The sequence below is a fragment of the Aeromicrobium panaciterrae genome, assembly GCF_039537165.1.
GTDB lineage: Bacteria > Actinomycetota > Actinomycetes > Propionibacteriales > Nocardioidaceae > Aeromicrobium > Aeromicrobium panaciterrae.
The window spans coordinates 1320783-1345396 of sequence record NZ_BAAAZZ010000002.1; the positions used below are offsets into that span (position 1 = coordinate 1320783).

General features: G+C 67.5%; 29 protein-coding genes. 11 read left to right on the top strand and 18 right to left on the bottom strand.

From position 1 onward, the window contains the following. Positions 1–3: 3 nt before the first annotated feature. A complete protein-coding gene (locus tag ABD683_RS07270; RefSeq protein WP_344768627.1) occupies positions 4–303 on the bottom strand; it encodes a metal-sensitive transcriptional regulator in 300 nt (99 codons plus the stop codon). An 80-nt stretch (positions 304–383) separates the two neighbouring features. Next, positions 384–1364: an NAD-dependent epimerase/dehydratase family protein gene (locus tag ABD683_RS07275; protein WP_344768629.1), complete on the bottom strand. Its 981-nt coding sequence runs from the start codon at positions 1362–1364 to the stop codon at positions 384–386. A gap of 68 nt (positions 1365–1432) precedes the next feature. Here ABD683_RS07275 and ABD683_RS07280 point away from each other — a divergent pair, with 68 nt between their 5' ends. Genes ABD683_RS07280 through ABD683_RS07295 form a run of 4 tightly spaced genes read left to right on the top strand, consistent with a single transcriptional unit; the run spans position 1433 to position 4822 of the window. Then, positions 1433–2158, top strand: coding sequence for a DUF4184 family protein (locus ABD683_RS07280; protein ID WP_344768631.1), 726 nt, complete (start codon positions 1433–1435; stop codon positions 2156–2158). Further along, the gene (locus ABD683_RS07285; protein ID WP_344768633.1) at positions 2155–2457 is read left to right on the top strand and encodes a YbaY family lipoprotein; all 303 of its coding nucleotides are present in this window, start codon (positions 2155–2157) and stop codon (positions 2455–2457) included. The genes ABD683_RS07280 and ABD683_RS07285 overlap by 4 nt, the downstream gene beginning before the upstream one ends. Next, positions 2454–4487, top strand: a complete 2034-nt coding sequence (locus ABD683_RS07290) for an ABC transporter ATP-binding protein (RefSeq protein ID WP_344768635.1) — start codon at positions 2454–2456, stop codon at positions 4485–4487. Before ABD683_RS07285 ends, ABD683_RS07290 begins: the two co-directional genes overlap by 4 nt. Further along, positions 4484–4822, top strand: a complete 339-nt coding sequence (locus ABD683_RS07295; RefSeq protein ID WP_344768637.1) for a DUF488 domain-containing protein — start codon at positions 4484–4486, stop codon at positions 4820–4822. The genes ABD683_RS07290 and ABD683_RS07295 overlap by 4 nt, the downstream gene beginning before the upstream one ends. On the opposite strand, the gene ABD683_RS07300 is transcribed toward ABD683_RS07295, so the two are convergent. Further along, a complete protein-coding gene (locus ABD683_RS07300; RefSeq protein WP_344768638.1) occupies positions 4819–6282 on the bottom strand; it encodes an NAD-dependent succinate-semialdehyde dehydrogenase in 1464 nt (487 codons plus the stop codon). The genes ABD683_RS07295 and ABD683_RS07300 overlap by 4 nt on opposite strands. Positions 6283–6318: 36 nt before the next feature. Beyond that, the gene (locus tag ABD683_RS07305; RefSeq protein WP_344768640.1) at positions 6319–6975 is read right to left on the bottom strand and encodes a DedA family protein; all 657 of its coding nucleotides are present in this window, start codon (positions 6973–6975) and stop codon (positions 6319–6321) included. A 4-nt stretch (positions 6976–6979) separates the two neighbouring features. Between ABD683_RS07305 and ABD683_RS07310 the strand changes: the two genes are divergently transcribed. Then, positions 6980–8470, top strand: a complete 1491-nt coding sequence (locus ABD683_RS07310) for a hypothetical protein (protein WP_344768642.1) — start codon at positions 6980–6982, stop codon at positions 8468–8470. A gap of 12 nt (positions 8471–8482) precedes the next feature. Here the strand turns inward: ABD683_RS07310 and ABD683_RS07315 are convergent, their stop codons facing one another. Then, positions 8483–8839, bottom strand: a complete 357-nt coding sequence (locus tag ABD683_RS07315) for a DoxX family protein (protein ID WP_344768644.1) — start codon at positions 8837–8839, stop codon at positions 8483–8485. A 60-nt stretch (positions 8840–8899) separates the two neighbouring features. Beyond that, positions 8900–10318, bottom strand: coding sequence for a replicative DNA helicase (gene dnaB / locus ABD683_RS07320; RefSeq protein WP_344768646.1), 1419 nt, complete (start codon positions 10316–10318; stop codon positions 8900–8902). A 391-nt stretch (positions 10319–10709) separates the two neighbouring features. Here dnaB and ABD683_RS07325 point away from each other — a divergent pair, with 391 nt between their 5' ends. Then, positions 10710–11381 carry an alpha/beta hydrolase gene (locus ABD683_RS07325; protein WP_344768649.1) on the top strand — a complete coding sequence of 224 codons (672 nt, stop codon included), beginning with the start codon at positions 10710–10712 and terminating at the stop codon, positions 11379–11381. Here the strand turns inward: ABD683_RS07325 and ABD683_RS07330 are convergent. The 6 genes from ABD683_RS07330 to ABD683_RS07355 form a co-directional block, all read right to left on the bottom strand. Continuing rightward, positions 11371–13047, bottom strand: a complete 1677-nt coding sequence (locus tag ABD683_RS07330) for an ABC transporter family substrate-binding protein (protein WP_344768651.1) — start codon at positions 13045–13047, stop codon at positions 11371–11373. The genes ABD683_RS07325 and ABD683_RS07330 overlap by 11 nt on opposite strands. 64 nt (positions 13048–13111) lie before the next feature. Further along, positions 13112–13558 carry a 50S ribosomal protein L9 gene (gene rplI / locus ABD683_RS07335; protein ID WP_344768652.1) on the bottom strand — a complete coding sequence of 149 codons (447 nt, stop codon included), beginning with the start codon at positions 13556–13558 and terminating at the stop codon, positions 13112–13114. 12 nt (positions 13559–13570) lie between these two features. Continuing rightward, entirely contained in the window at positions 13571–13807 is a 237-nt protein-coding gene (gene rpsR / locus ABD683_RS07340; protein WP_344768653.1) for a 30S ribosomal protein S18, read from the bottom strand. Positions 13808–13842: 35 nt separating this feature from the next. Then, entirely contained in the window at positions 13843–14364 is a 522-nt protein-coding gene (locus ABD683_RS07345; RefSeq protein WP_344768655.1) for a single-stranded DNA-binding protein, read from the bottom strand. A gap of 88 nt (positions 14365–14452) precedes the next feature. Continuing rightward, entirely contained in the window at positions 14453–14743 is a 291-nt protein-coding gene (gene rpsF, locus ABD683_RS07350; RefSeq protein WP_344771577.1) for a 30S ribosomal protein S6, read from the bottom strand. A gap of 127 nt (positions 14744–14870) precedes the next feature. Next, the gene (locus ABD683_RS07355) at positions 14871–15296 is read right to left on the bottom strand and encodes a nuclear transport factor 2 family protein (protein WP_344768657.1); all 426 of its coding nucleotides are present in this window, start codon (positions 15294–15296) and stop codon (positions 14871–14873) included. Between the two features lie 45 nt (positions 15297–15341). On the opposite strand from ABD683_RS07355, the gene ABD683_RS07360 reads away from it, so the two are divergent. The 3 genes from ABD683_RS07360 to ABD683_RS07370 all read left to right on the top strand — a co-directional run bounded on the left by ABD683_RS07360 (position 15342) and on the right by ABD683_RS07370 (position 17843). Then, positions 15342–16214: a TIGR03619 family F420-dependent LLM class oxidoreductase gene (locus ABD683_RS07360; protein WP_344768659.1), complete on the top strand. Its 873-nt coding sequence runs from the start codon at positions 15342–15344 to the stop codon at positions 16212–16214. A gap of 88 nt (positions 16215–16302) precedes the next feature. Beyond that, positions 16303–16635: a YciI family protein gene (locus ABD683_RS07365; protein WP_344768662.1), complete on the top strand. Its 333-nt coding sequence runs from the start codon at positions 16303–16305 to the stop codon at positions 16633–16635. Beyond that, positions 16632–17843 (top strand): RNA polymerase sigma factor, encoded by a 1212-nt coding sequence (locus tag ABD683_RS07370; protein ID WP_344768664.1) that lies wholly within the window; start codon positions 16632–16634, stop codon positions 17841–17843. Before ABD683_RS07365 ends, ABD683_RS07370 begins: the two co-directional genes overlap by 4 nt. 30 nt (positions 17844–17873) lie before the next feature. On the opposite strand, the gene ABD683_RS07375 is transcribed toward ABD683_RS07370, so the two are convergent. The 4 genes from ABD683_RS07375 to ABD683_RS07390 form a co-directional block, all read right to left on the bottom strand. After that, on the bottom strand, positions 17874–18677 hold the full coding sequence (locus ABD683_RS07375) for a hypothetical protein (protein ID WP_344768666.1): 804 nt from the start codon (positions 18675–18677) through the stop codon (positions 17874–17876). Beyond that, positions 18674–19234 (bottom strand): RNA polymerase sigma factor, encoded by a 561-nt coding sequence (locus ABD683_RS07380; protein ID WP_344768667.1) that lies wholly within the window; start codon positions 19232–19234, stop codon positions 18674–18676. The genes ABD683_RS07375 and ABD683_RS07380 overlap by 4 nt, the downstream gene beginning before the upstream one ends. 63 nt (positions 19235–19297) lie before the next feature. Then, the gene (locus ABD683_RS07385; RefSeq protein WP_344768669.1) at positions 19298–20344 is read right to left on the bottom strand and encodes a TIGR03617 family F420-dependent LLM class oxidoreductase; all 1047 of its coding nucleotides are present in this window, start codon (positions 20342–20344) and stop codon (positions 19298–19300) included. Beyond that, positions 20341–21423: a hypothetical protein gene (locus ABD683_RS07390; RefSeq protein ID WP_344768671.1), complete on the bottom strand. Its 1083-nt coding sequence runs from the start codon at positions 21421–21423 to the stop codon at positions 20341–20343. Before ABD683_RS07390 ends, ABD683_RS07385 begins: the two co-directional genes overlap by 4 nt. Before the next feature lie 183 nt (positions 21424–21606). Here ABD683_RS07390 and ABD683_RS07395 point away from each other — a divergent pair, with 183 nt between their 5' ends. After that, positions 21607–22152, top strand: a complete 546-nt coding sequence (locus tag ABD683_RS07395) for an MOSC domain-containing protein (protein ID WP_344768673.1) — start codon at positions 21607–21609, stop codon at positions 22150–22152. A 53-nt stretch (positions 22153–22205) separates the two neighbouring features. Here ABD683_RS07395 and ABD683_RS07400 read toward each other — a convergent pair whose 3' ends face one another. Next, on the bottom strand, positions 22206–23276 hold the full coding sequence (locus ABD683_RS07400) for an aldo/keto reductase (RefSeq protein ID WP_344768675.1): 1071 nt from the start codon (positions 23274–23276) through the stop codon (positions 22206–22208). Positions 23277–23331: 55 nt separating this feature from the next. Here ABD683_RS07400 and ABD683_RS07405 point away from each other — a divergent pair, with 55 nt between their 5' ends. After that, entirely contained in the window at positions 23332–23961 is a 630-nt protein-coding gene (locus tag ABD683_RS07405) for an NIPSNAP family protein (RefSeq protein ID WP_344768678.1), read from the top strand. A 12-nt stretch (positions 23962–23973) separates the two neighbouring features. On the opposite strand, the gene ABD683_RS07410 is transcribed toward ABD683_RS07405, so the two are convergent. Next, positions 23974–24585 (bottom strand): maltokinase N-terminal cap-like domain-containing protein, encoded by a 612-nt coding sequence (locus ABD683_RS07410; RefSeq protein WP_344768680.1) that lies wholly within the window; start codon positions 24583–24585, stop codon positions 23974–23976. Between the last annotated feature and the right edge of the window lie 29 nt (positions 24586–24614).

Sequence of the window (24614 nt, forward strand, 5' to 3'; positions counted from 1 at the left end):
CTTCTAGCTGCGGACGAGCCGCGCGATGGCGTCGGATGCTTCACGGATCTTGGCGTCGGACTCGGCGCCACCCGCCCGGGCGGCATCGACCACGCAGTGGCTGAGGTGGTCGTCGAGCAGGCCGAGCGAGACGGACTGCAACGCCTTGGTCATGGCGGAGACCTGGGTCAGGATGTCGATGCAGTACTGGTCCTCCTCGACCATGCGCTGCAGCCCGCGGGCCTGGCCCTCGATACGGCGCAGCCGCTTGAGGTAGTCGTTCTTCTTGTCGTCGTACCCACGTGCCTCGTGGTCAGTTGCCATTGCCGATCCTCCTGCTTGATACCCCTCAGGGGTATGTACGCGCTCGACTGTATACCCCATAGGGGTATGGCGCAAGTGTGCTAGGAGCGCAGCTCGGCGATCAGGTCCAGCTCGTCCTGGCGGGAGAGGCCGGCCTTGCGCTCGCGGTCCAGGCCCAGGTCGCGCTCGTACACGAGGGTGTCGGCCAGCATCTCGGCGTACGACCTGCGTTCGAGTCCGTGCTCCAGCGCACGCGTGTCGTCCATCAATCCCATGCCGAGATGACTCGCCGGGAGCCACAGCGGCAACGATCGCGGACCCATCCACTCCTCGACGTCCCGCGCACGCAGCCAGTCCTCGCTGGCCGCGACCTGATCGCCCTCGAACCCGGCGGCCTCGGCCGACATCGTCAGCAGGTCGCCGACGATCGTACGCTCACCGGCACCGTGCACGATGCCGGTCACCCGCGACTCGGCGAGCTTCACGATCCATTGGGCGAGGTCACGTACGTCGATGACCTGCATCGGTTGGGTCGCGACGTCAGGCACCAGCACCTGCTCGTCCTGGGCGAGGGCGAAGCGCGACGCGTAGTAGCCCAGACGGTCGGACCGGTCACCCGGGCCGCCGATCAGCCCGACCCGGATCACCAGGTGGTGAGGGTGGGTGCGCACCGCCTCCTCGCACGCGACCTTGCCCTCGCCGTACGTCTCGGGCGACGCCGTGTCACCGGCGAGCGGCTCCAACAGCGGCGACCTCTCGGTCAACGGCCCGCTCTGGTCGGCATAGACCGACCCGGTCGACACGAACGTCCAGTGCGAGCTGGTCTTGCCGAGCACGTCGAGCGCCGAGCGCACGTGACCCGGCTGCCGGGAGACGTCGATGACCATGTCCCAGCGCCGGTCGATCACCTTGTCGTACGCGCCCGGGTTGTCGCGATCACCGTGCACGAAGGTGACCGCCGACGGGGTCTTGCCGGACTCACCGCGGGCCAGGCACGTCACGTCGTGCCCCCGCATCACCGCGTGGTGCGCGATCTGCCCGCCGAGCCACGACGTGCCACCCAGGACCAGGACTTTGCTCATGCCCTCAGCCGATCATGTGGCTCGGCGAACTCCAAGGATGTTCACTGCCGGCGCAATAGGCTCGGTGGATGCCGTTGACCCTCGCCCATCCGGTGGCCGTGATCCCGCTGCGCCGGCTCGGCCTGCCGATGTCAGCGCTGGTGCTCGGCTCGATGGTGCTCGACGTCCCGCTGTATCTCGGGTCGCAGCGCGGCTACGAGATCACCCACAGCCCGGTCGGCATCGTCACCGCCGACATCGTGCTCACGCTGGCGGTCCTCGCCGTGTGGTTCTTCGTGCTGCGTGATCCCCTCGTCGACCTCTCGCCCGGGGCCGTACGCGCACGACTCGACCCGCGAGCACGCCTCACCGGCCGGCAGTGGCTGCTCGCCATCCCGGCCGCATCGATCGCCGCGTGCACGCACATCGCGTGGGACTCCTTCACGCACGACGACCGCTGGGGCTCCGACCACGTCGCGTGGCTGCGCACGGACCACTGGGGAATGGCGGGCCTCAAGTGGGCGCAGTACGTCTCCGGCGTCGTCGGGCTCGTCATCGTGATCGCCTGGGCACTGCTCGAGCTGAGGTCGCGCCGTCCCGACCAGCCGCGACCAGCGCGCGCTCTCGGACCGTACGCACTCGTCGCCGCGATCGGCATCGCCGGTGCCACCGGGGTGTCCACCGCGATCGTGAAGGTCCCGCACGGCCTGCACTCGATGGCGTTCCATGGGGTCATCAACAGCATCGTCACGGCAGTCCTCGCGGTCGGCGTCATGAGCCTGATCTGGCGCATCGCCGTAGCATCGGAGTCATGACTCTCATGACCGTCAGCGGCAATGTCTTCTTCCGGGAGCGCATCGCCGTGCCACCCGGAGCGATCGCGACCATCAAGCTGGTCGACACCGAGGGCGAGGTGCTGGCCGCAACGGCGATCGAGGCGCCCGGCATCCCGGCGGAGTTCTCCGTGGCCGTTGATGCCGAGCTCGTGCAAGACCCCGCCAAGCTGCTGATCTGGGCGATGCTCCGGTCCGAGGTCGGCGTCTGGGGCACCACCGAGCTGGTGCCCGTCGACGGTGAATCGACCGCCGTGATGCTGACCAAGATCGACGAATGAGCTTCGGGGGCGGCAGGCCGGGCGGCGGTGGCCGAGGCGGGGCGAACGTCACCCATCTCTCGCCCGAAGAGATCAGGGCAGGCGGCAACCGGCCGATCCTGGCCCGCATCGCCCGCATGCTCAAGCCCTATCGGGGCAAGATCGTGCTCGTCGCCGTGGCAGTCGTCATCTCGGCGGTCCTCACCTCGATCGTCCCGTTCCTGACCAAGGCTGTCTTCGACAAGGCGCTGTTCCCGTCGGCGGGCAAGCCCGACATCAGCCTGCTGTGGTGGCTGTTCGGCTTCATGTGCCTGATCCCGATCGCCACGGCCCTGATCGGCATCGGGCAGAACTGGCTCACGTCCACGATCGGCAACTCGGCGATGGCCGACCTGCGCAGTGACCTGTTCGCGCACCTGCAGAAGATGGAGCTGGCGTTCTTCACCGCGACCAAGACCGGCGCCATCCAGTCGCGCCTCGCCAACGACGTCGCCGGCGTACGTACCGTCCTCACCGACACCGCGACCTCGATCCTGCAGAACACCGTGACGGTGACGGCCGCATTCGTGTCGATGGTGATCCTGTCGTGGCAGCTGACGATCCTCACCCTGATCGTGATGCCGCTGTTCGTCTACATCCAGCTGCAGGTCGGCAAGCGCCGGCAGAAGCTCGCCCGCAAGACCCAGGAGTCGCTGTCGGAGATGACGGCGATCACCGAGGAGGCTCTCAGCGTCTCGGGCATCCTGCTGTCCAAGGTGTTCAACCGCTCAGAGGCCGAGGTCGAGCGCTACCGCGAGGCCAACCGCAACCAGACCAGGCTCCAGGTCGACCAGGCCATGACGGGTCGTACGTTCTTCGCCACCGTGCAGACGTTCTTCGCGCTCACACCGGCCCTGGTCTACCTGCTCGCCGGCTTCATGCTCAACAACGGCACGTCGCTGACCGCCGGAACGCTCGTCGCGTTCACCACGGTGCAGGCCCGGCTCCAGATGCCGCTGCTGCAGCTGATGCGGGTCACCCTCGACGTGCAGACGTCGCTGGCGCTGTTCCGTCGCATCTTCGAGTACCTCGACCTCAAGCCCGCCATCACCGAGCGGCCGAATGCCCTCACCGTTGATCCGTCGACCCTGCGCGGCCAGATCGAGTTCAAGGACGTGTTCTTCCGCTACCCCGAGCCGCGCTCGCTGACGGGAGACACCCGGGGCGACCGGTTCGGTGACAGCGGCGTGCGCATCGACCGCGACGAGGCAGAGGCGCCGCCCGAGAAGACCTGGGCGCTGGCCGACGTCTCGTTCACGGTCATGCCGGGCCAGCTCGCCGCGATCGTCGGCCCGTCCGGCTCGGGCAAGACCACGGCGACCTACCTCGTACCCCGGTTCTATGACGTCACCGACGGCGCGGTGCTGCTCGACGGCACCGACGTTCGCGACCTGACGATGGGGTCGCTCGCCGACTCGGTCGGCATGGTCACGCAGGAGCCCTACCTGTTCCACGGCACGATCCGCGACAACATCGCGTACGCCAAGCCCGACGCGACCGCCGACGAGATCGAGCAGGCCGCGCGCGACGCCAACATCCACGAACGCATCATGTCGTTCGCCGACGGCTACGAGACGATCACGGGCGAGCGCGGCTACCGGCTCAGCGGCGGCGAGAAGCAACGGCTGGCGATCGCCCGCGTGCTGCTGATGGACCCGCGCATCCTGATTCTCGACGAGGCCACCTCGGCCCTCGACACCGAGACCGAGCGACTGGTGCAGGACGCACTCGAACGGGCGACCCACAACCGCACCACGATCGCCATCGCGCACCGGCTCTCGACGATCCACAACGCCGATGTCATCTTCGGGCTCGAGGACGGCAAGCTCGTCGAGCAGGGCACCCACGACGAGCTGCTCAAGCTCGGCGGCCTCTATTCCCGGCTGTACGTCGAGCAGTTCGGCTCGGGCCAGATCGAGGCACGGTTCACCGACGGCGTCCGCTTCACCGATGGCAAGACCTACTGCGACAAACCGAGTCGCGACGATCGACGAGCGGATGTCTCACTATGACGGAGTTCAGGCGCGGACGCGCGTACGACCCCCGCACTCCCGACGACGGAGCGCGCATCCTGGTCGATCGGCTCTGGCCGCGCGGCCTGACCAAAGAAGCCGCCGACCTCGACCTCTGGCCCAAGGATGCGACCCCCTCGACCGAGCTGCGGAAGTGGTTCCACGCCAACCCGGACCGGGTCGAGGAGTTCGCCGAGCGCTATCGAGCCGAGCTCGCCGATGCCGCAGACGCGCTCGACGAGATCCGTACGGCCGGCGAGGTCGTCACGCTGCTCACCGCCAGCAACGACGGCGAGCACGTCAAGGTGCTGCTGGAAGTCCTCGACGAGGACTAGAAGGCCAGGCCGACGTACTTGGTCTCGAGGTACTCCTCGATGCCTTCGGTGCCGCCCTCCCGGCCGAAGCCGCTCGACTTCATGCCGCCGAACGGTGCCGCGGGGTTGGAGACGATGCCCTGGTTGATGCCGACCATGCCGGTGTCGAGCGCCTCGTACACGCGGATCGCCCGGGCGTAGTCCTGCGTGAACGCGTAGGCGACGAGTCCGTACTCGGTGTCGTTGGCCATCCGAAGCGCCTCGTCCTCGTCGGTGAACGTGAAGATCGGGGCGACCGGCCCGAATATCTCCTCGGTACGCAGCCGTGCCGTGTCGGGCACCTGCGTCAGCACGGTCGGCGGGTAGAAGTAGCCGTCACCGGCGAGGGCCTCGCCACCCGTGAGCGCCCGGGCACCCTTGGCGACGGCGTCGTCGACGAGCTCGGCGACCTTGTCACGCTGCTTGGCCTCGACCAACGGGCCGACCTCGACGCCGTCCTCGGTGCCGCGGCCGATCGACAGCGCCGCCATCTTGTCGGCGAACCTGGTGCCGAACTCCTCGGCGACCGACTCGTGCACGATGAACCGGTTGGCGGCGGTGCACGCCTCACCGATGTTGCGCATCTTGGCGAGCATCGCACCCTCAACCGCCTTGTCGATGTCGGCGTCGTCGAACACCAGGAACGGCGCGTTCCCGCCAAGCTCCATCGAGACCCGCAGGATGCCCTCGGCGCTCTGCTCGATCAGCGAGCGGCCGACCTCGGTCGAACCCGTGAACGTCAGCTTGCGCAGCCGCGGATCGCGGATCAGCGGCTCCATGACCTCACCCGTGCTGGTGGTGGTCACGACGTTGAGCACTCCCTTGGGAAGACCTGCCTCGGCGAGGATGTCGGCAAGCGCGAGCATCGACAACGGAGTGAGCGAGGCCGGCTTCACCACCATGGTGCAGCCCGCGGCGATGGCGGGACCGATCTTGCGGGTGCCCATCGCCATCGGGAAGTTCCACGGCGTGATCATCAGGCAGGGTCCGACGGGCTGCTTGAGCGTGAGGAGCCGGGTCGCACCGTTCGGCGCGGTCGAGTAGCGGCCCGCGATGCGTACGGCCTCCTCGGCGAACCAGCGGAAGAACTCCGAGGCGTACGCGATCTCGGACTTGCTCTCCTTGATCGGCTTGCCCATCTCGAGCGTCATCAGGAGCGCCAGGTCGTCGGTCCGCTCGGTGATGATCTCGTAGGCGCGACGCAGGATCTCGCCGCGATCACGCGGTGGCGTCGCCGCCCACTCGTCCTGCGCGGCAACCGCGGCATCCAGGGCGGCCTTGCCGTCCGCGACGCTGGCATCGGCGACGTCGATCAGGTTGGCACCGGTCGACGGGTCCTCGACACCCAGCGTCCGGCCACCCTCGGCGTCACGCCACTCCCCGGCGATGAACAGCTGCGGATGGACGGTGCCCAGCACCTTGTTCTCCTCAGACGCACTCATGTCGCCAGCCTAGAGCCGCCGGCAAGGGGCCGCTGCTCAGGCCGGAGTGCGGCGCGATCGCACCTTGTAGACGACGAACCACACGACGGCGACGATCACGGCGACGATGAACGCGTACTTGAGCCAGTGCGCGTACTTCTCGACCTTCGCCCAGTTGGACCCGAGCTGGTAGCCCGCGACGATCCAGATCGTGTTCCACAGCAGGCTGCCTGCCGTCGTGTAGATCAGGAAACGGCTGACGGCCATCCTCTCGACACCCGCCGGGATGGAGATCAGGCTGCGGATCGCCGGCACCATACGACCGAGGAACACCGCGACGGCGTCGTTGCGGGCGAACCAGGCGACGCCCTTGTCGATGTCACGGGCCGTGACCAACGGGATCCTGGAGAGCACCGAGCGGGTGCGGTCGAGGCCGAACTCCCGCGACAGCCAGTAGAGGATCAGGGCGCCGGCGACCGAGCCGACCGTGGCGGCGACGATCGCGCCCACGACGCTGAAGTTGCCCGGCACGCTCGCGGTGAAGCCGGCCAGCGGCAGCGCGACCTCGCTCGGCAGGAACGGCAGGATCGTCTCGACCGCCAGGATCAGGCCCACACCGAGGAGCCCCAGTGAGTTCATGGTGTCGGCCACGAACCCCGCGAGTCCCGAATCGGGTACGCCCGACGCCGATGCCAGCGCGGTCAGTAGGGTCACGGGCATGAGCCTAGTGCCCACGATCAATCGGAAGACGATGATCGCCGGCGTCGCCGGACTCGTCCTGGTCGGCGGAGGGATCGCCTACGCCGCACGCTCCGGCGACGACTCGCCGAACGGACCGAGCGTGCACCTGCCGACGAAGTCAGTCGAAGTCGTAGCGTCGACCACCCCGGCCGAGGCGGCAGTCGCCGTCTCGAAGCGCTTGTACGCATCGTCGCCCGTCGTCGTGGTCGCCGACTCCACGGATGTGAGCTCACAAGAGCTTGCGATGACCGCCGCCGAGCAGCTCCGCGTACCCGTCCTGCTCGACGGGCCGACGACCGCTGCCGAGGTCAAGCGGCTCGATGCGTCGACCGTCCTGACCGTTGGCACGACCGGTGACTACGACCACGCACGCACGCTCACCACGAAGTCGCTCGCCGCGGAGACATCGCGAGTGCGCAAGACGTACGAGGTCGCGGACGTCGAGAGGTTCCGTGCGTTCGTGCTGACCGCATCCGCCAAGACCGACGCCGTCGCGGCGGCCACGGCAACCAATGCCGGCGCCACGGTGCTGGAGGTTCCGGGCGGTGATCCCCGTACCGTGCCGGCGGCGGCGGAGGCCATGGCCGAGCAGCCGAAGGCCCCCGTGGTCGCCCTCGGCGCACCGTTCGGCGACGGGCTCGCCTACACGGTCGGCGCGGTGCGCTCGGGTGTCGAGCAGCCCGGTGGCGGCTACCTCGCCTTCCCGGGCCGCACGATGGTGGCGCTCTACGGCCATCCGTCGACGAGCGCGCTCGGCGTGCTCGGCGAGCAGGGGGTCACCGCCTCGGTGAAGCGTGCCGAGCTGCTCGCGACGAAGTACCGCAAGGTCGTCAAGACACCGGTGGTGCCGACGTTCGAGATCATCGCGACGGTGGCCTCTGCCGGCGCCGGCAAGGACAAGAACTACTCGGCAGAGACACCCATCAAGGACCTGCTGCCACTGGTCGACGCCGCCGAGAAGGCCGGCGTCTACGTGATCCTCGACCTGCAGCCCGGCCGTACGGACTTCCTGGTGCAGGCCAAGGCGTACGAGTCACTGCTCAAGCGACCCCATGTCGGTCTCGCGCTCGATCCCGAGTGGCGGCTGCGGCCCAAGCAGAAGCACCTCACCCAGATCGGCAAGGTGTCGGTCAACGAGATCAACCGGGTCGGTGACTGGCTGGCGGCGCTCACCCGCGACAACCGGCTGCCGCAGAAGGTGTTCGTCCTGCACCAGTTCAACATCAGGATGATCAAGGGACGCGCCCGGCTCAACACCAACCATCCCGAGCTCGCGACCGTGATCCACGTCGACGGGCAGGGTGCGTACGGCGCCAAGCAGGGCACGTGGAAGTACCTTCGCCAGGACGCACCGAAAGGTGTGTTCTGGGGGTGGAAGAACTTCGTCGACGAGGACCCGCACATGCTCAGCACCTCGGAGACCTGGGCGAAGGTCAAGCCCCACCCCGACCTGATCAGCTACCAGTAGCCGGCAGCCTCGTCACGTCAGGCCGTGATGGATCAGGCCCAGAACCAAAGCGGCGATCGCCGTGGTCAGGAACACGATTCCGCCCACGATGTCGCGAGAGCCGACCCGCAAGTGGGCGATGATCGCACCGACGAAGTACAGCACCAGGCCGGTGGCCGCGAGATTTCCGAGCAGCGGTACGGCAAGCCCAGCCAACAGTCCTACCGCGCCCGCGGCCAGCAACGCACCCAGGACCGGGACGTACGTGCGGGGGAGGCCCTTCATGTCCGCCTGCGTCTTGGGGTACTCGTGACCGATCAGGTAGATGATCGCTGCAGCACCGTTGAAGACCACGCCAAGAACGGTGACCGTGACGAAGGCGATGAACACGTGATCTCCGATCCTGCGGCCACGTGCCACGAGGCCACTCAAGTGGCCAACAATCTACCTTCAGCCAAAGTAGTCGCCGGCGGCTGCACCGGGGGGTTCGGCGTCGCGGGCCATCGGCGTGAAGCGCGAGTAGTGGCCCTGGAAGCTGACCGGTGCCTTGACGCCTGCCGGACCCGAACGGTTCTTGGCCACGATGATGTCGCCCTCACCCGGACGTTCGGACTCGCCGTTGGGGGCGTACATGTCGGGGCGGTTGAGCAGCAGCACGATGTCGGCGTCCTGCTCGATCGAGCCCGACTCACGAAGGTCTGACAGCATCGGCGTCTTGTCGGTGCGCTGCTCGGAGCCACGGTTGAGCTGCGAGATCGCGACGATCGGGATCTCGAGCTCCTTGGCGAGCAGCTTGATCTGACGGGAGAACTCCGAGACCTCGACCTGACGGTTTTCGACCCGCTTGCCGGACGTCATCAGCTGGAGGTAGTCGATGACCATGAAGTCGAGTCCGTGCTGCTTCTTGATGCGGCGGGCCTTGGAGCGGATCTCGGGCATCGTCATGTTGGGTGAGTCGTCGATGACCATCGGCGCACTCTGGACCCGGGGCATCGCCTTGGCGATCGCGTCCCAGTCGCGTTGGCTCATGCCGCCACCACGCATCTGGGAGACGTTGACCTTGGCCTCAGCCGACAACATGCGCATCGCGATCTCGGGGCCCGTCATTTCGAGCGAGAAGATGGCACAGGGCATCTGGTGACGGATCGCGGCTGAACGGCAGAAGTCGAGACCGAGGGTCGACTTGCCGACACCGGGTCGGGCGGCGACCACGATCATCTGGCCCGGACGGAATCCCGTCGTGTAGCGATCGAGATCGGGGAAGCCCGACGGCACCCCGTGGAGCTCGGTGCCGCGGCCCTGGATCTCCTCGATCTCATCGATCGTGTCGGTCATGAGTGCCATGACCGTGCGGTAGTCCTCGGCCTGCTTGCTGCCGTCGACGTCGAGCACGTCGGCCTGCGCGCGGTCGACGATGTCGGCGAGATCGCCCTGGCCGGCCTGACCCAGCTGGGCGATGCGCTGACCGACCTCGACGAGGCGACGGAGCACAGCCTTCTCGTGGACGATGTCGGCGTAGAAGTCGACGTTGGAGGCGATCGGGACACTTGCCACCAGGGTGTGGAGATAAGGAGCCCCGCCGATGCGACCGATCTCGCCGCGACGCTGCAGCTCGGCCGCAACCGTGATGGCGTCGGCCGGCTCGCCGCGGTTGGCGAGGTCGACGATGGTGTCGAAGATCAGCTCGTGCGCGGGGCGGTAGAAGTCTCGGCCGTCGAGGATGTCGGAGGCCGGGTCGACCGCCAGCTTGCTCATCAGCATGGCACCCAGGACGCTCTGCTCGGCCGCCAGATCTTGTGGCGGGACGCGGCCTGAACCCGGGTCCTCGTCGGATCCGGGCGAAGCCTCGTAGAGGTCCGTGACACTCACTGAATCTGACCCTTTCGCACATGTCGACGCTATGCGCCCCGCCCGACAGTTTTCCGCCGACTCGCCACAGTAGGCCGCTGGGTTGGTGGGCGATAGCCACAGCTCCACAGGGGGTGTGCAGAAGTAGCCTCCGTCTGGGGAAAACGCCGTACAGCCATGTGCACAGTCCGTGGACGAAGGTGTGGAAAAGAATCTCCAATGATCACCCATCAGTGCTCTGACCTGCAGTGATGGCTCTCCCGGAGTGTGGAGACAAAATACTTCGGCACTCATTTTCATCCACGGGCGCCTGTTCATATACATGTCGACATTTGCCGCGAAATCGGCCCTCGGGCTAGCAGATCACGGCCGGATGTGCCAGCCATTCGGCCCGCCCCGGCACACTGAATTCATGCCGAGAACAGACGAACACCCGCCGGATCGGCCGATCAGCGTGCACGGCGACGGAACCGCGGGAATCGCCCTGTTGTGGCATGGTCGCGGACCGCGCGAGGCATATGCCATGGCGCCCCTTGCTGACGCTGTTGCCGCGGAAGGGGTACGGGTGCTTGCCGCCGACTGGGACTCGACGTCGCCCGATCTCGGCAGGGCTGATCTCGAGGCCTCATTGGCCTTCGCGCAAGGTGTCGCAGGCGAGCTGGGAATCGATCCCGGGGACGTCGTCCTGGTCGGCTGGTCCCTCGGCGGCACCGCCGCGCTGGGCTTCGCACTCCAGTCACCCGCGCCGCTACGGACGGTGCTCGTGGCGCCCGGTTACGCCGATCGTGCCCTTGACGCCTTCTCGGGGCGGCCGTTGCCTCAGACCTTTCCGCCGGGGCGCGGAACCGTCGACGTGCTGTGGGGGAGTCGCGACGAGCTGGTCGACGAGACCATGGCGACATCCCTGGTCGAGCGGTTACGAACCGCCGGGTGGACCGTGTCGGCAGCGGAGCTCGATGCGGACCACTCCGGGGTCGTCGGCTCGCGCTTCGACGAGGCGACCAACCGCTACGTGAGCGATCCCGGCGCGGCCGGTGCGGTCGCCACGGTGGCGTCGACGATAGTCCGCGCTGCTACTTCTTGACGAAGCCGACGAGCGTCCAATCAGGCTGCTCGAACTGCGCCGCTCCGTAGTTGCGCAGCTTGTCGCTGACCGCCATCACGATCGGGGTCACGCCCAGCGGCACCATGACGGGCCGGCCGAAGATCCGGCGATCCAGCTCAGCGATCCGGGAGAACCGCACGGGCTCCGCCAGCGTGCCTTCGGCCTTGTCGAAGGCGTCGTCGACCACCTTGTCGGCGAGTCCGGTGAAGTTCTGGCTGGAGTCGATCGGGTAGAACCGGTCCTGCGCCGCGGCGATCGGGAACGCCGACCCCCGCCACGCAAACGTGACGAGGTCGAAGTCGAGGGACACGACACGGCCGGTGAAGAACGACGAAGCCGGCACGCTGGCGATGTCGACGACGATGCCGACCTTCCTGAGGTCGTGCTGGATGGCCCGTGCTCGCTCGCTGTTGGCCGGCGTCTCGGACGGCACCGGCATGGTGAGCTTGAGCTGCTTGCCCTGGCGAGCCAGGACGCCGTCGGAGCCTGCGGCGTAGCCGGCCTTGGCGAGCAGGCGCCTGGCCTCTGCCAGATCGAAGGTGAGCGCAGCCGACGAGTCGACGTAGCCGCGCTGTCCGGGCACGTAGACGACGCTGCCGAGCGCCACGCCTTTGAGGCCCACGCCCTCGGCCGCCGTGTCGGCGATCTTGTCACGATCGATCGCATGCGCCACCGCCCGTCGTACGTTCGCGTCCTTCAGCGGGCCCCGTGCGCCGTTGAGCGTGAGCTGGGTCCACTCGGTCCCGGCGACCTGCTGGAGCGAGCCGTGCTTGCGCGCCGTGGCGTAGTTGGTCGCGTCCACCGTGATCGCATCGAGCTCGCCCGCCGAGTAGGCCGCGGCCTGGACGGCCGGCGTCGCGATGCGCCAGACGATCGACCCGAGCTTGGGCTTCTTGCCCCACCAGCGCGGGTTGGCCTTCTCGGTCACGGTGCCCGTCGCGGCGTCGATGGCCGTCACCATGAACGGCCCGTTGGACGACGGCGCTCGTGTCGTGAAGGCCGTGTTGAACAGCTTGGGACTGGAACTGACATTGGCCGACAGACGCGGATAGACGTAGAGCGGCCACTCCGCGGTCGGGGAGTCGAAGACGACCTCGTAGGAGAAGCGGTCGTCGCCGGTCCGGACGTCGGAGATGTCCTCATAGCCCTTGGTCGAGGCGACCTCGAAGTCGTCGTCCTCGCCGTTCTGCGCCTTCCAGAAGGCGACCATGTCCTTGGAGGTGATCGGGGTGCCACCCTGCCAGACGGCCCGCGGGTTGAGCTTGACCTCGATCGTCAGCGGGCTCTTGTCGACCATCCTGACCGAGGTCGCGTAGTCGGGGTCGACCTTCCAGCCGCCATCCTTGGTGATGCGGACGGCACCGCCCGACGTCGGCCCGAGGATCGTGGAAGCCTCCCCGAGCGCACCATCAGCGTGCTGGGGGTTGAAGTTGGCCGGCAGGGTCTGGACCGCGAGGCGCAGCTCGCCGCCCGAGGCGACCCTGGTCGCCGGGGCGGTCTTCCAGTCCGTGCTGGGCAACGCCGTGGTGGCGGTCGGCTTGGGGGTGGCATCACTGCCGCCGGAAAGGACCGAGCAAGCCGACAAGCTGAGCGCACCTGCCAGCAGCAGGAGTGCGCCCTTCAGGGGGAAAGAACGTCTGGCCATGACTGACCACCGAAGCCCGGCGCCCCCACATTGAGTATTGCGGGACAGGCGCCGGGCGGGTGGACTACTTCGAAGCCACCACGTTGAGCTTGACCTGCGCGCTCACTTCGGGGTGGACCCGGACGGAGACCGTGTGGGCTCCGAGCGACTTGATCGGGTTGCCGACCTCGATGCGTCGCTTGTCGACCTTGGCGCCCGCAACCGCGAGGGCCTCGGCGATGTCGGAGACCGTGACGGCGCCGAACAGGCGACCGCCCGTGCCGGCACGAACCGGGACGTTGATCGGGTTGGCCTCGAGGTTGCCCTTGATGCTCTGGGCTTCTTCGAGGTCGTGGATGGCGTGCGCGTCACGCGCTGCCTTGATCGACTCGACCTGCTTGGCGCCGCCCTTGGTCCAACGGATGGCGAAGTTGCGGGGCAGCAGGAAGTTGCGTCCGTAGCCGTCCTTGACGTCGACGATGTCGCCGGGCGCGCCGAGGTTGGTGACCTCGTGGGTGAGGATGAGCTTCATGATCAGATCCCCTTAGCGGCTGTTGGACGTGTAGGGCAGGAGAGCCATCTCGCGGGCGTTCTTGATGGCCTTGGCGATCAGACGCTGCTCCTGCACGGTGACACCCGTCACCCGACGCGCGCGGATCTTGCCGCGGTCGGAGATGAACTTGCGCAGCAGCGCGGTGTCCTTGTAATCGATTTCGGTGACCTTGGCCGCGGTGAGCGGGTTGCTCTTCTTCTTCGGCTTTCGGACTACTGGCTTTGCCATGTTGCTCCTGGTGATGTGTCTAAGTGTTGAAATGTTTAGAAGGGGGGCTCGTCGGTCGTACCGGCGTTGCCGCCCCACGCTGCCCCACCCTGCTGGGCTGCAGGCGCTGCGGGCTGGGTCGACCACGGGTTGCTGTCTCCAGCAGGTGCGCCTCCACCAGCGTTGCCGCCGCCGAAGTCGCCGCCACTGGACCGGTTGGCCTTGGTGACCTTGGCCGTGGCGTAACGGAGCGAGGGACCGATCTCGTCGACGTTGATCTCGACGCTCGTGCCCTTCGAGCCGTCCTGGCGCTCGTAGTTGCGGATCTTGAGGGCGCCCGTCACGATGACGCGCTGACCCTTCTGCAGCGACTCTGCACAGTTCTCGGCGAGCTGGCGCCATGCGGCACAGCGAATGAACAGCGCGTCGCCGTCCTTCCACTCGTTCGTCTGACGATCGAACGTACGAGGTGTCGAAGCGACGGTGAAGTTGGCAACTGCGGCGCCCGACGGAGTGAACTTGAGCTCCGGGTCGTCGGTCAGGTTGCCGATGACGGTGATGACTGTTTCGCCTGCCATGATGCGCAGCCTTTCGAAGTGGGATGTCTGACCTCAGTGAACCTCAGCCCTGTGACAACCGATAAGGGGTAGTCCACAGGGCAGATGGTCACTTGACGTCGGGGCGCGTGACCTTCGTACGGACGACGGACTCGTTCAGCGTGAGCTGACGGTCGAGCTCCTTGACCGTGGCCGGCTCGGCCTGGAGCTGGACGACGGCGTAGATGCCTTCGTTCTTCTTGTTGATCTCGTACGCGAGGCGGCGCTTGCCCCACACGTCGACGCTCTCGACCGTTCCGCCATCCTGGCGGACGACGTTGAGGTAGGTGTCGAGGCTGGGAGCGACGGTTCGCTCTTCGAGATCCGGGTCAAGGATGACCATGACCTCATAGGGACGCAATGACATTCAGTCTCCTTCGGACTAAACGGCCACGGGGATTCCGTAGCAGGAGTGGGTTGCCCAAACAGACAACCGTGAAAGTCTACGGGAACACCGGCGTACGAGGCCAATCGCGCCTGGAGGCTTGCTAGAGGCCCCGCTTCCAGATGACCTCTTCGTGGAGCTTGCGGCTGCGCCAGCCGTCAGCCGTACGCGTCAGCGTGTGGTGGTAGAGACCGCCCACCTCGACGACCTTCTGGCCGCCCGCACCGTCGTCCATGAGCATCGGGTTGTCGAAGTACGCCGTCACGTCGGCCTCGTCACCACGCAACGTCACCTCGAGCTGGCCCAGCGTGTGCATGCGCTTGGCGAAGAACAGGGGCAGCATCTCGGCGAGCCAGGGCTTGACCTCGGCGAAGCCGGCCGCGATGCCGCCGGACTCGGTGTAGTCGATCTCGGCATCGGGTGTGAACACCGTGTCGAGCCTGTCCCAGTCACCGGTGTCGATCGCGCGGGTGTAGCGGGTGAGCACGTCGGCGATCTCGAGGCGGTCGCTGATCTCCTGAAGGTCCATGCAGGCACTCTGGCACAAACCTAGAACACGTTCTAGTCTGTGCGGATGCGCTTTACGTATGCCGAGGCAATGACCCAGGCCCATTACTACGCTCCGCTCGCCCAGGCAGCCGAGGCTGCGGGCTACACGTCGATGACGGTCGCCGACTCGCTGATCTATCCCAAGGACTCGGACTCGAAGTACCCCTACACCGACACCGGTGACCGGGAGTTCCTCGAGGGCAAGGAGTTCATCGAGGCGATGATCCTGTGCGCGCACCTGTTCGCGGTCACCACGACACTGCGCCTGACGCCGTTCGTGCTCAAGCTCCCCGTACGTCCGCCAGTGCTCGTCGCCAAGCAGGCCGCCTCGCTCGCCTACCTGTCAGGCAACCGGCTCGGACTCGGCGTCGGCATCTCGCCGTGGCCCGAGGACTTCGCCAACCTGCAGGTCGACTGGGCTCGCCGCGGCAAGCGGATGGACGAGTGCATGGACATCCTGCGTGGCCTGACGACCGGCGAGTTCTTCGGTTACCAGGGCGAGTTCTACGACATCGACGAGCTCAAGCTGAGCCCCGGCGCGAGCGAGAAGATCCCGCTGCTGGTCGGCGGGCACGTCGACAACGCGTTGCGCCGGGCCGTGCGCAAGGGTGACGGCTGGATGCACGCCGGCGGTGACGGTGAGGAGCTCGACCGCCTGCTCGTGCGCCTGGCCGAAATCCGCAAGGAGGAGGGCGACACCCGCGACGACTTCGAGGTGCACGTGATCTCTTACGACGCCTACGACCTCGATGGCATCAAGCGCCTCGAGGACAAGGGCGTCACGGACTGCATCGTCGGGTTCCGCGTGCCCTACATCAAGGGCCCCGACCCCGAGCCGCTCGAGGACAAGATCCGGCACCTGGAGAAGTACGCCGCGAACATCATCCACAAGGTGTGACCCAGATCACACTCCCGCCTGTCCGATGCGGGGTGCGCTGTTCGTCCTTTCGGTGAGACGTTCAAACCGACCACCGAAAGGCACGACCATGACGCAGTACGCAGCACTCATCTACACCGCCGACACCAGCCCGACCGCCGAGACCGGCACGCTGTACGAGGAGTTCGGCACCAACAACGCCGCATCGATCCGCGGTGGCGCCGGGCTCCACCCGACCTCGACCGCCACGACGGTACGTGTCGAGGGTGGACGCGGTGGCGATGTCGTCACCACCGACGGACCGTTCGCCGAGGCCCGTGAGGTCCTCGCCGGGTTCTACCTGCTCGAGGCCGCCGACCTCGACGAAGCCGTCACGATCGCGGCCCAGATCCCCGGCGCCTGGGGAGGCAGTGTCGAGCTGCGGCCCACACTGGACATGTGACCGAAGCATCCTCGGCACTCGCCGAGACCGTGCGAGATGAGGGTCGTCGCGTCCTGGCGACCCTCATCCGCACGACCGGAAGCGTGACGCTCGCGGAGGACGCCGTGCAGGAAGCCGTCGTCGAGGCGCTCGAGCACTGGCCCGTCGAGGGCACACCGGACAACCCCCGCGCCTGGCTGACGACGGTTGCGCGCCGCAAAGCCGTCGACATGATCCGCCGGGACGCGCACCGTACCGACAAGGAGGCGGCGGCGATGGACCTGACTGGCCCTGCTCCTGACCTCCCCGAGTCGGTGGTGCGCGACGACCTGCTGCGGCTGGTCTTCACCTGCTGCCACCCGAGCCTCTCGCACGCCTCGCAGACGACACTCAGCCTCAACACCCTGTGCGGGTTGAGGGTCGCCGACTGCGCCCGGCTGATGCTGACGACCGAGGCGGCCATGGCGCGGCGGCTCGGCCGCATCAAGCACAAGATCGCCGTCGCCGGCATCCCCTACCGGATCCCGTCCGACGCCGAGCTGCCCGAGCGGCTCGATGCCGTGGGGTCGACGGTGTACCTGATGTTCACCGCCGGCATCGCGGGCGAGGCCGTACGCGCCGAGCTCTGCGACGAGGCGATCCGGCTGGGCCGACTGCTGGTCGACCTGATGCCCGACGAGTCATCGCTGCAGGGGTTGCTGGCACTGATGCTGCTCACGGACGCTCGACGTACGACTCGCACCGACGTATCCGGTGACCTGGTGCTGCTCGCCGACCAGGACCGCACGCAATGGGATGGTGCGCTGGTCGCCGAGGGGTTGGGGCTCGTCGAGACGGCGTTGACGCGATCACGCCACCGCGCGGGCAGGTTCGAGCTGCAGGCCGCGATCGCAGCGGCGCACGCGTCGGCGGCGTCGAGCGCCGACACGGACTGGGCCGACATCGTGCGGCTCTATGACGCGCTGCTGCTCGTCGAGCCGACGGATGTCGTACGGCTCAACCGCGGGGTCGCTCTCGGTGAACGCGATGGGCCCGCAGCGGGACTGGCGGCGATCGACGACCTCGACGGTCTCGGCCGTTTCCACCTGTGGCACGCCTGTCGCGCGGAGCTGCTCGTACGGCTGGGTCGCCACGATGAAGCCCGGACCGCGTTCGACTCGGCGATCGCGTGCAGCCCTCCGGCAGCCGACCTTCGCCACCTCGAACGCCGGATCGCGGCTATTCGCTGACGACGTCGAGCGCGAGGTGGCCGGAGAGCTTCATTCAGAATCTCTGGTCGTGCCGTCGGCGAGTGTGACGGTGTAGCTCCAGGCTCCCATCACGTCGAGGTTCTTGCTGCTCGGCGGGTCTGAAGGCCACCACGCAGCGAATCGCCCATTGCCGACGGATGCCTCGACGTCGAAACCCAAGGGAGTGTGTACGGTGACTCCGATGACGTCGCTGCCTACATAGCCGTCGGCCGAGGTGAGCCATCCCTCGCGAAACCACCCCTCGTCGGTGCTGGCTGCCGTGCTGCTCATCTCGACGATACCGTCGCTGGCCACCGTGGGTGCCTTGCCAGGCTTCGTATCCAGGGTGCCGATGACCTCTTGGCCGTTGGGGTCCTGACCAACGAGGTCGTTGCGCATCAGACAGCTCGCTTCTGCCTTGGGTCCGGACACGAGCACATAGGTCCATTTGCCCCGCTGCTCCGCAAGGAGGGTGGCCTCCCCGCCCGCTCGTATCCCCACCGCCGCGCGGCACGTGGCCGCTGCCGCGGAGGTTTTCGCGGGTGTGAGTGGCTCGGGCGTCGGCGTCCAGGACGCGAAGGCTGAACCTCCGAGCAACAGAGCAGCAATTGCGGCACCGGCGGCGCCCACCAGGCCCATCGGCACCAGCAGTCGCCAACGGCGCCGCCGCGACCGATCGGGCTCCGCCCACCTTGGACCAGCGCTGGGTGCAGCAACGACGCGAGCGAAAATGCTGTCCGCACGTTGACGCTCATCCGCCGTGAGGGCGACCTCCGGAGCGGGGTCGAGATCGCGCAGAGCGGCGATCAGGGTCTCGGAGGTGGGCTGGTTCATCGAGGGCTCCTCTCGGAGACTGGATCGCCGGGAAGGCGGCCAGCTACGGCGTCGACGTGGCGTCGCAGAGTGCGCCGGGCGCGGGACAACCGCAGTCGAAATGCAGTCGACGAGATGCCCAGCACGACGGCCGCCTCGGGCGCAGAGAGTCCGTCGAGGGCTGACAGTGCGATCGCCTCCTGGTGTGACGCGCTGAGGAGCGGCCAGGCCGCAGCAATGTCGAGACGGTGGGCAACCAAGTCAGGATGACGACCGGCGTCTGCGGGCCGGGCTTCGGCGAGACGTACCGCGACGGCACCGTGCCTCTCGTCGCCGCGCCGGGAGTTCTGGACGGTCTTGCGAGCCACGCCGAAAAGCCATGCTCGTGCCGCCGAGAGATCCACGGGAAGGTCATCGAGGCGCCGCCACGCAACAAGCATGACGTCACCGACAACGTCCTCGGCGTGGCTCGGATGGACACGCCTGCGTACGAAGCGAAGCAGGTCCGCGTACACCGCGTCGTAGACATCCCTGAAACGCTGTTCGCGTTCTCGCGGCGACGGCGCAGTGGACTCCATATCCTGTTCCTGTCCGGTGAAGGCCAAGTGTGTCGTGCGGATTCAGCATTTCCTGGCAAGGCGCTATTCGCTGACGAGGTCGAGCGCGAGGTGGTTGTCGGTGTCGTAGTTGATCGACGTGATGACGCGCTGCGCCGATCCGGCGAAGCGTGACCTGAACTCGGCACGCGCCGTGTCGAGGTCGCCGACGACCGCGAACATGTTCAGCACCTCGTCCGGGACGAGGTCCCCGAGCTCGGTCCACCGTCCGCTCTTGGTGTAGGCGTGCGCCTCCGCGTGCAGGTCGCCCCATCCGTGGTGGTCGAGCACCGGTTTGTACGCGGGAGTGGAGGCATAGAACCCGATCTGGCGCTTCGTGCCGGCGATCGCGAGTGCGAGGTCCTCTTCGGTGCGGCCCGTGGCGACCATGCAGAGCACCGACGTCGTGAACGGCTCGCCGGCGTGGGCACCTCCGGCCCGGCCCGCGGTGACAGTCGGCACGATCACCTCGTCGAGATAGCTGCGCGACAGCAGCGGGTGGCAGATCAGCCCGTCGGCGACCGCGCCGGCGGTTGCGAGCATCTTCGGCCCGACGGCGGCGAGCCAGATGGGCGGCGGTCCGCCGTCGATCGGTCCCGGGTTGAACAGCGGCGGGAGCAGGGTGTGCTGGTAGAAGTCGCCCTGGAAGTCGAGCCTGGTGCCGTTCTGGAAGCTGTCGAAGATCGAACGCAACGCGGCGACGTACTCCGCCATCCGTGGCGCCGGACTCGACCACGGCATGTCGAAGCGTCGGGTGATGTGCGGCTTGATCTGCGTCCCGAGCCCGAGGACCAGCCGGCCCCCAACGGCTACGCCCTCATTGTTGGCGGGACCCCCGGCTCCGCTGAGCCGATGCACGTCCCACGCCGAGTAGGCGGTCGACATCGGCGTACGGGCGAACGCGATCGCGACCGAGCTGCCGATCCGGATCCTGCTGGTCGCCTGTCCGGCGAGGGCGAGCGCGATGTACGGGTCGTGCGCCGCCTCGGCGACGAACAGTCCACCCACCCCTCGTGCCTCGGCCTCGGTGGCAACGGCACCGATCTCGGCTGCATCTCCATGGAACGCCACATCAAGGATCGGTTGGGTCACCGCCCGAGTATGTCGGTGCTGCCCCCCGCGAGTGGTGCGAATTCGGGAAAGTGAGACGGCGCGCCTTCCGTACTTGCACCACTCGCGGACCGGTTTGCACCACTCGGCGACGAGGATCGCCCCGCCTGCGTACGTACGAATCGCTTCAACCGCCGACGCAGTGCCGCCTGACCAGCGAACGAGATCGTGGCGAGCCGAGCCTCGTCATGCCACCGCTGCATCCGGGCCGGAAAGTGTGGGAGGCCACGTGCGGCCTCGGCGTCACGGACAATCATCGCCGGAGTGTTGAGCAGCTCCGTCGCGACATATCCGTAGCGCTCCAGACCCTCCCTGGCGAGGGCCTTCTCCCGCCGCAGGTCACGCTGATGTTGCAAGCGGTCCCGGTGATCCGCACCGTCGTATTCGGCGATGCGGTTGCTGTGCAGGAGCTTGAGGTCGGCCCGCGCCACCTCGACACCAGCACGGTTGCGGACGACGTACTGCGGCTCGACCGCGAATCCTGACAACACGTGCAGCAGGCGCAACATCGACTCCCACCACGACTCGCTGCGACCGTCGACGAGGTCGAGCGCACGCCGCAGCACCCTGACACCGCGGCGCCCCTTGCGCATCGTGGCGCGGATCTGATCGACCGTCGTGTGCCTGAGGTGCAGTGCGGAGTCGATCACCGCGACCAGGTCCAGCAATGCGAAGTGTTCGGCAAGCTCGACGATCGTCCACGCCGCGGACGCGACCGGGACACCGTCGACGTACGTGCGGTGGCCCGGCGGGATGTCACACCGGCGCACGTACACGCCGCGTCGATCCAGGTGCACCCCGTCCTTGTCGCTCCCGGCCACGATGGGCCAGTCGTCGAGCAATGGCATCCACCAGCCCCGAAGCAGCGCCGCCGTCGCATGGGTGAAAACGGCGCCAGCGGGCAGTTGGAGGGCGATCGCTTGGCACGTTTCGACGAGATCGTCGGCCGTGGAGGCGGGCTGCGCGACACCATCGACGGGGTGCACGAAGTGGCGCGGATTTCTGACCAGGTCCGCGGTGTAGCCGCGGGCGTACGCATCGCTGTGCCTGAAGGACTCCATCTCCGTACGGTCATTCCCGTGCCATCGGCGCGAAACCGTGCCCGCCGCATCTGTGGACAATTCAGTGCCAGACGTCAGATCGCCGCGAGTGGTGCAAACCGGGTCGCGAGTGGTGCGGATGGGCGTGACACGCCGTCTCGAATCCCCGAATTCGCACCACTCGCGGGGGCCTACGCTGGAGCTGTGGACATCGAGATCGTCACCCTGGTCGTGTCACCGAGGCACGCGTACGAGGGGCGGCCCTCCGCTGGTCTGGCCCCGTACGACGGAGCCGAGACGGCGGAGTCCGTACGCGTACGGGCGCACAAGGGACTCGTCGGCGACCGCTACTTCGGCACGAAGTTCACGTACGCCTCCGTCACCCTCATCGCGACCGAGTCGCTCCACTGGCTCGAGGGCGAGCTGGCGGCCGGACCGTTCGACCCGTCGCTCGCCCGCCGCAACATCGTGACGCGCGGCCTCGACGTCGACGCGTTGGCCCGTACGTCGTTCACCCTCGACGCAGGACACGGCCCCATCCGGTTCAGGTCGCTGACGCCGGCCAACCCGTGCGCCTGGATGAACGAGGCCTTCGCGCCCGGTGCGCATCAGGCGCTGCGTGGCCGCGGCGGCATCCGCTGCGAACCGCTCGACGACGGCGAGCTCACGGTCGGCCCCGCCACGATCAGCAACATCACGCCGCTGTCGCCGGAGGAGCTGACCCGCCGGGTCAAGGCGGCCACCGCCTAGCCTTCCGGAACCGGCGGATGCCTGGGTCGTCGGCGCGGGTCTGGCGCGCAGGCCTACAGGTCGGCGGAGACCTTCCAGAGGTCGACGCCCTGGGCGTCACCGGCGAACTCGTCGATCGCCGCGAGCTCGGTGTCGGTGAACTCGGTGTTGGCGGCGGCCGCGAGGTTCTCGTCGAGCTGCTCCACTGAGGACGCGCCGATCAGCGCCGAGGTGACGCCGCCGGGTCGCAGGATCCACGAGATCGCCATCTGCGCCAGCGACTGGTTGCGCGCCTTGGCGATGTCGGCCAGGCCCTGGAGCCGCTCGAGGTTGTCCTTCGTCAGGATGCTCTCGTCGAGGCTGCCGCGGTTGACGGCATGCTCGACCGGGTCCTTGCCGAGGTAGCGGTCGGTCAGCAGGCCCTGTGCCAGCGGCGAGAAGCCGATCGAGCCCAGGCCGTGCTCGTCGAGGACCGTGAGCAGCCCGCGCTCCACCCAGCGGTTGAGCATCGAGTAGGACGGCTGGTGGATGACCAGCGGCGTACCCAGGTCACGGGCAACCGCGATCGCCTCGGCGGTGCGCTCCGGCGAGTACGACGAGATGCCGACGTACAACGCCTTGCCCTGGCCGACCGCGGTGTCGAGCGCCATGATCGTCTCCTCGACGGGAGTGTCCGGATCGGCGCGGTGTGAATAGAAGATGTCGACGTGGTCGACGCTCATCCGCTCCAATGATGCGTCGAGGCTCGACAGGAGGTACTTGCGCGAGCCGAGCTTGCCGTACGGACCGGGCCACATGTCCCAGCCGGCCTTGCTCGAGAGGATCAGCTCGTCGCGGTAGGGCTTGAAATCGGTGCGCATCATGCGGCCGAAGTTCTCCTCGGCCGAGCCGTAGGGCGGGCCGTAGTTGTTGGCCAGGTCGAAGTGCGTGATGCCCTTGTCGAATGCGTGGCGCAGCACCTCACGCTGGGTCGCGAACGGGCGGTCGTCACCGAAGTTCCACCACAGGCCGAGCGAGATCGGCGGCAGCAGCAGACCCGATGTGCCGACCCGACGGTAGTCAAGATTCTGATAGCGATCCTCGGCAGCAACGTATGGACGGTGGGTCTCGGGCACGGCATCGGCGTAATAGCGCTCTTCGCTCATGCCGACAACGCTAGCGCTCCTTGTCGTGTCGGCATCCCGCCGTAGGGTGACCGCCATGCCCCATCTGTCTGACCGGTGCTGCGAGATCGCAGAGCTCCGGCAATACACCATGGTCCCCGGCCGCCTCGGCGAGCTGATCGAGCTGTTCGAACGCGAGTTCATCGAGCCCCAGGAGGCTGTCGGCAACCATGTCGTCGGTACGTTCACCGACCTCGACGACCCCGACCGGTTCGTATGGATCCGTGGTTTCGGCTCGCTCGGCGAGCGCATCGATGCACTGCGTGGGTTCTACGGATCGCAGCTGTGGGCCGACAACGCCGTCGCGGTCAACGAGACGCTGATCGACTCCGACAACGTCCTCCTGCTGCAGCCCGCCGATGGCCGCGGCCTGCCCGACACGCCTGCGAGCGACGGGACACCGTCATCGCGGGTGTTCGGCGTGACCGTCTACGCGCTCGAGCTGGGGGCCGATGACGCGGCCGCCGTGGCGGCCGTTCCCAGCTCGGCACTGTCCGTGCTTCGCACCCACCCAGGTCCCAACACCTTCAAGGGCCTGCCGGTACGTGAGGGCGAGCAGGTGATCGTCGTGCTCACTGACGGCCAACCCGTCACGGATCAGCTGCCCGGCGCCGAGATCGTCCAGACGTTGCGGCTGGCGCCGACCACCCGGTCAGCGTTGCGCTAGACATCCGGGCAGTCAGCGGAGCCGCGCCACCGCGAGCTGGCCCTGTCCGCCGGCCCACCGTCCGGTGAGCTGGTGATCGCCCATGGTCGTGGCGCCGCCTTCGAGGTCGTGGATCACGACCAGATGGGGACCTGACGTCTCAATCAGCGTTCCCTCGTCGGTGAGGTGGGATCCGCGCAGCTCGATGGCCTCGACCTGTGCGCCGGCAACTCCGCTGCCAGTGACCGTGACGGTGGGCTCGACGGGCTCTCTCGTCCCGGAGTTGTCACGCTCCAGCTCGGCCTGGGTACCACCCGTCAGGATCGTCGTCGCCAGGGCCTCGGCATAGACCGGGTCGCTCGTGGCGTCGTACGCCCACCGGTCGCCCAGCACGCCGTGCACCATCGTCCCGACGAGTCGGCCACCCTCGAGCGGAGCCGCGCGGTAGGTCATCGGCACGTGGTACGTACGGTCGCCCGCGCTGAGGATCAGCCCTTCGATGCCGACCTCGCCGGCCGGGTCGTCGAGTCGGAACGAGCCGAGCTGAACGATCGCGCCACCGCCGAACCACGGCTGCCCGGGCATCCACTCGCCCAGCAGCTCGAGCTTCGACGGGGTCAGCGTGGTCGCGTGCAGGAGTGCCATGCGAAAAACCTAGCGTTCTTCGCTCGCTG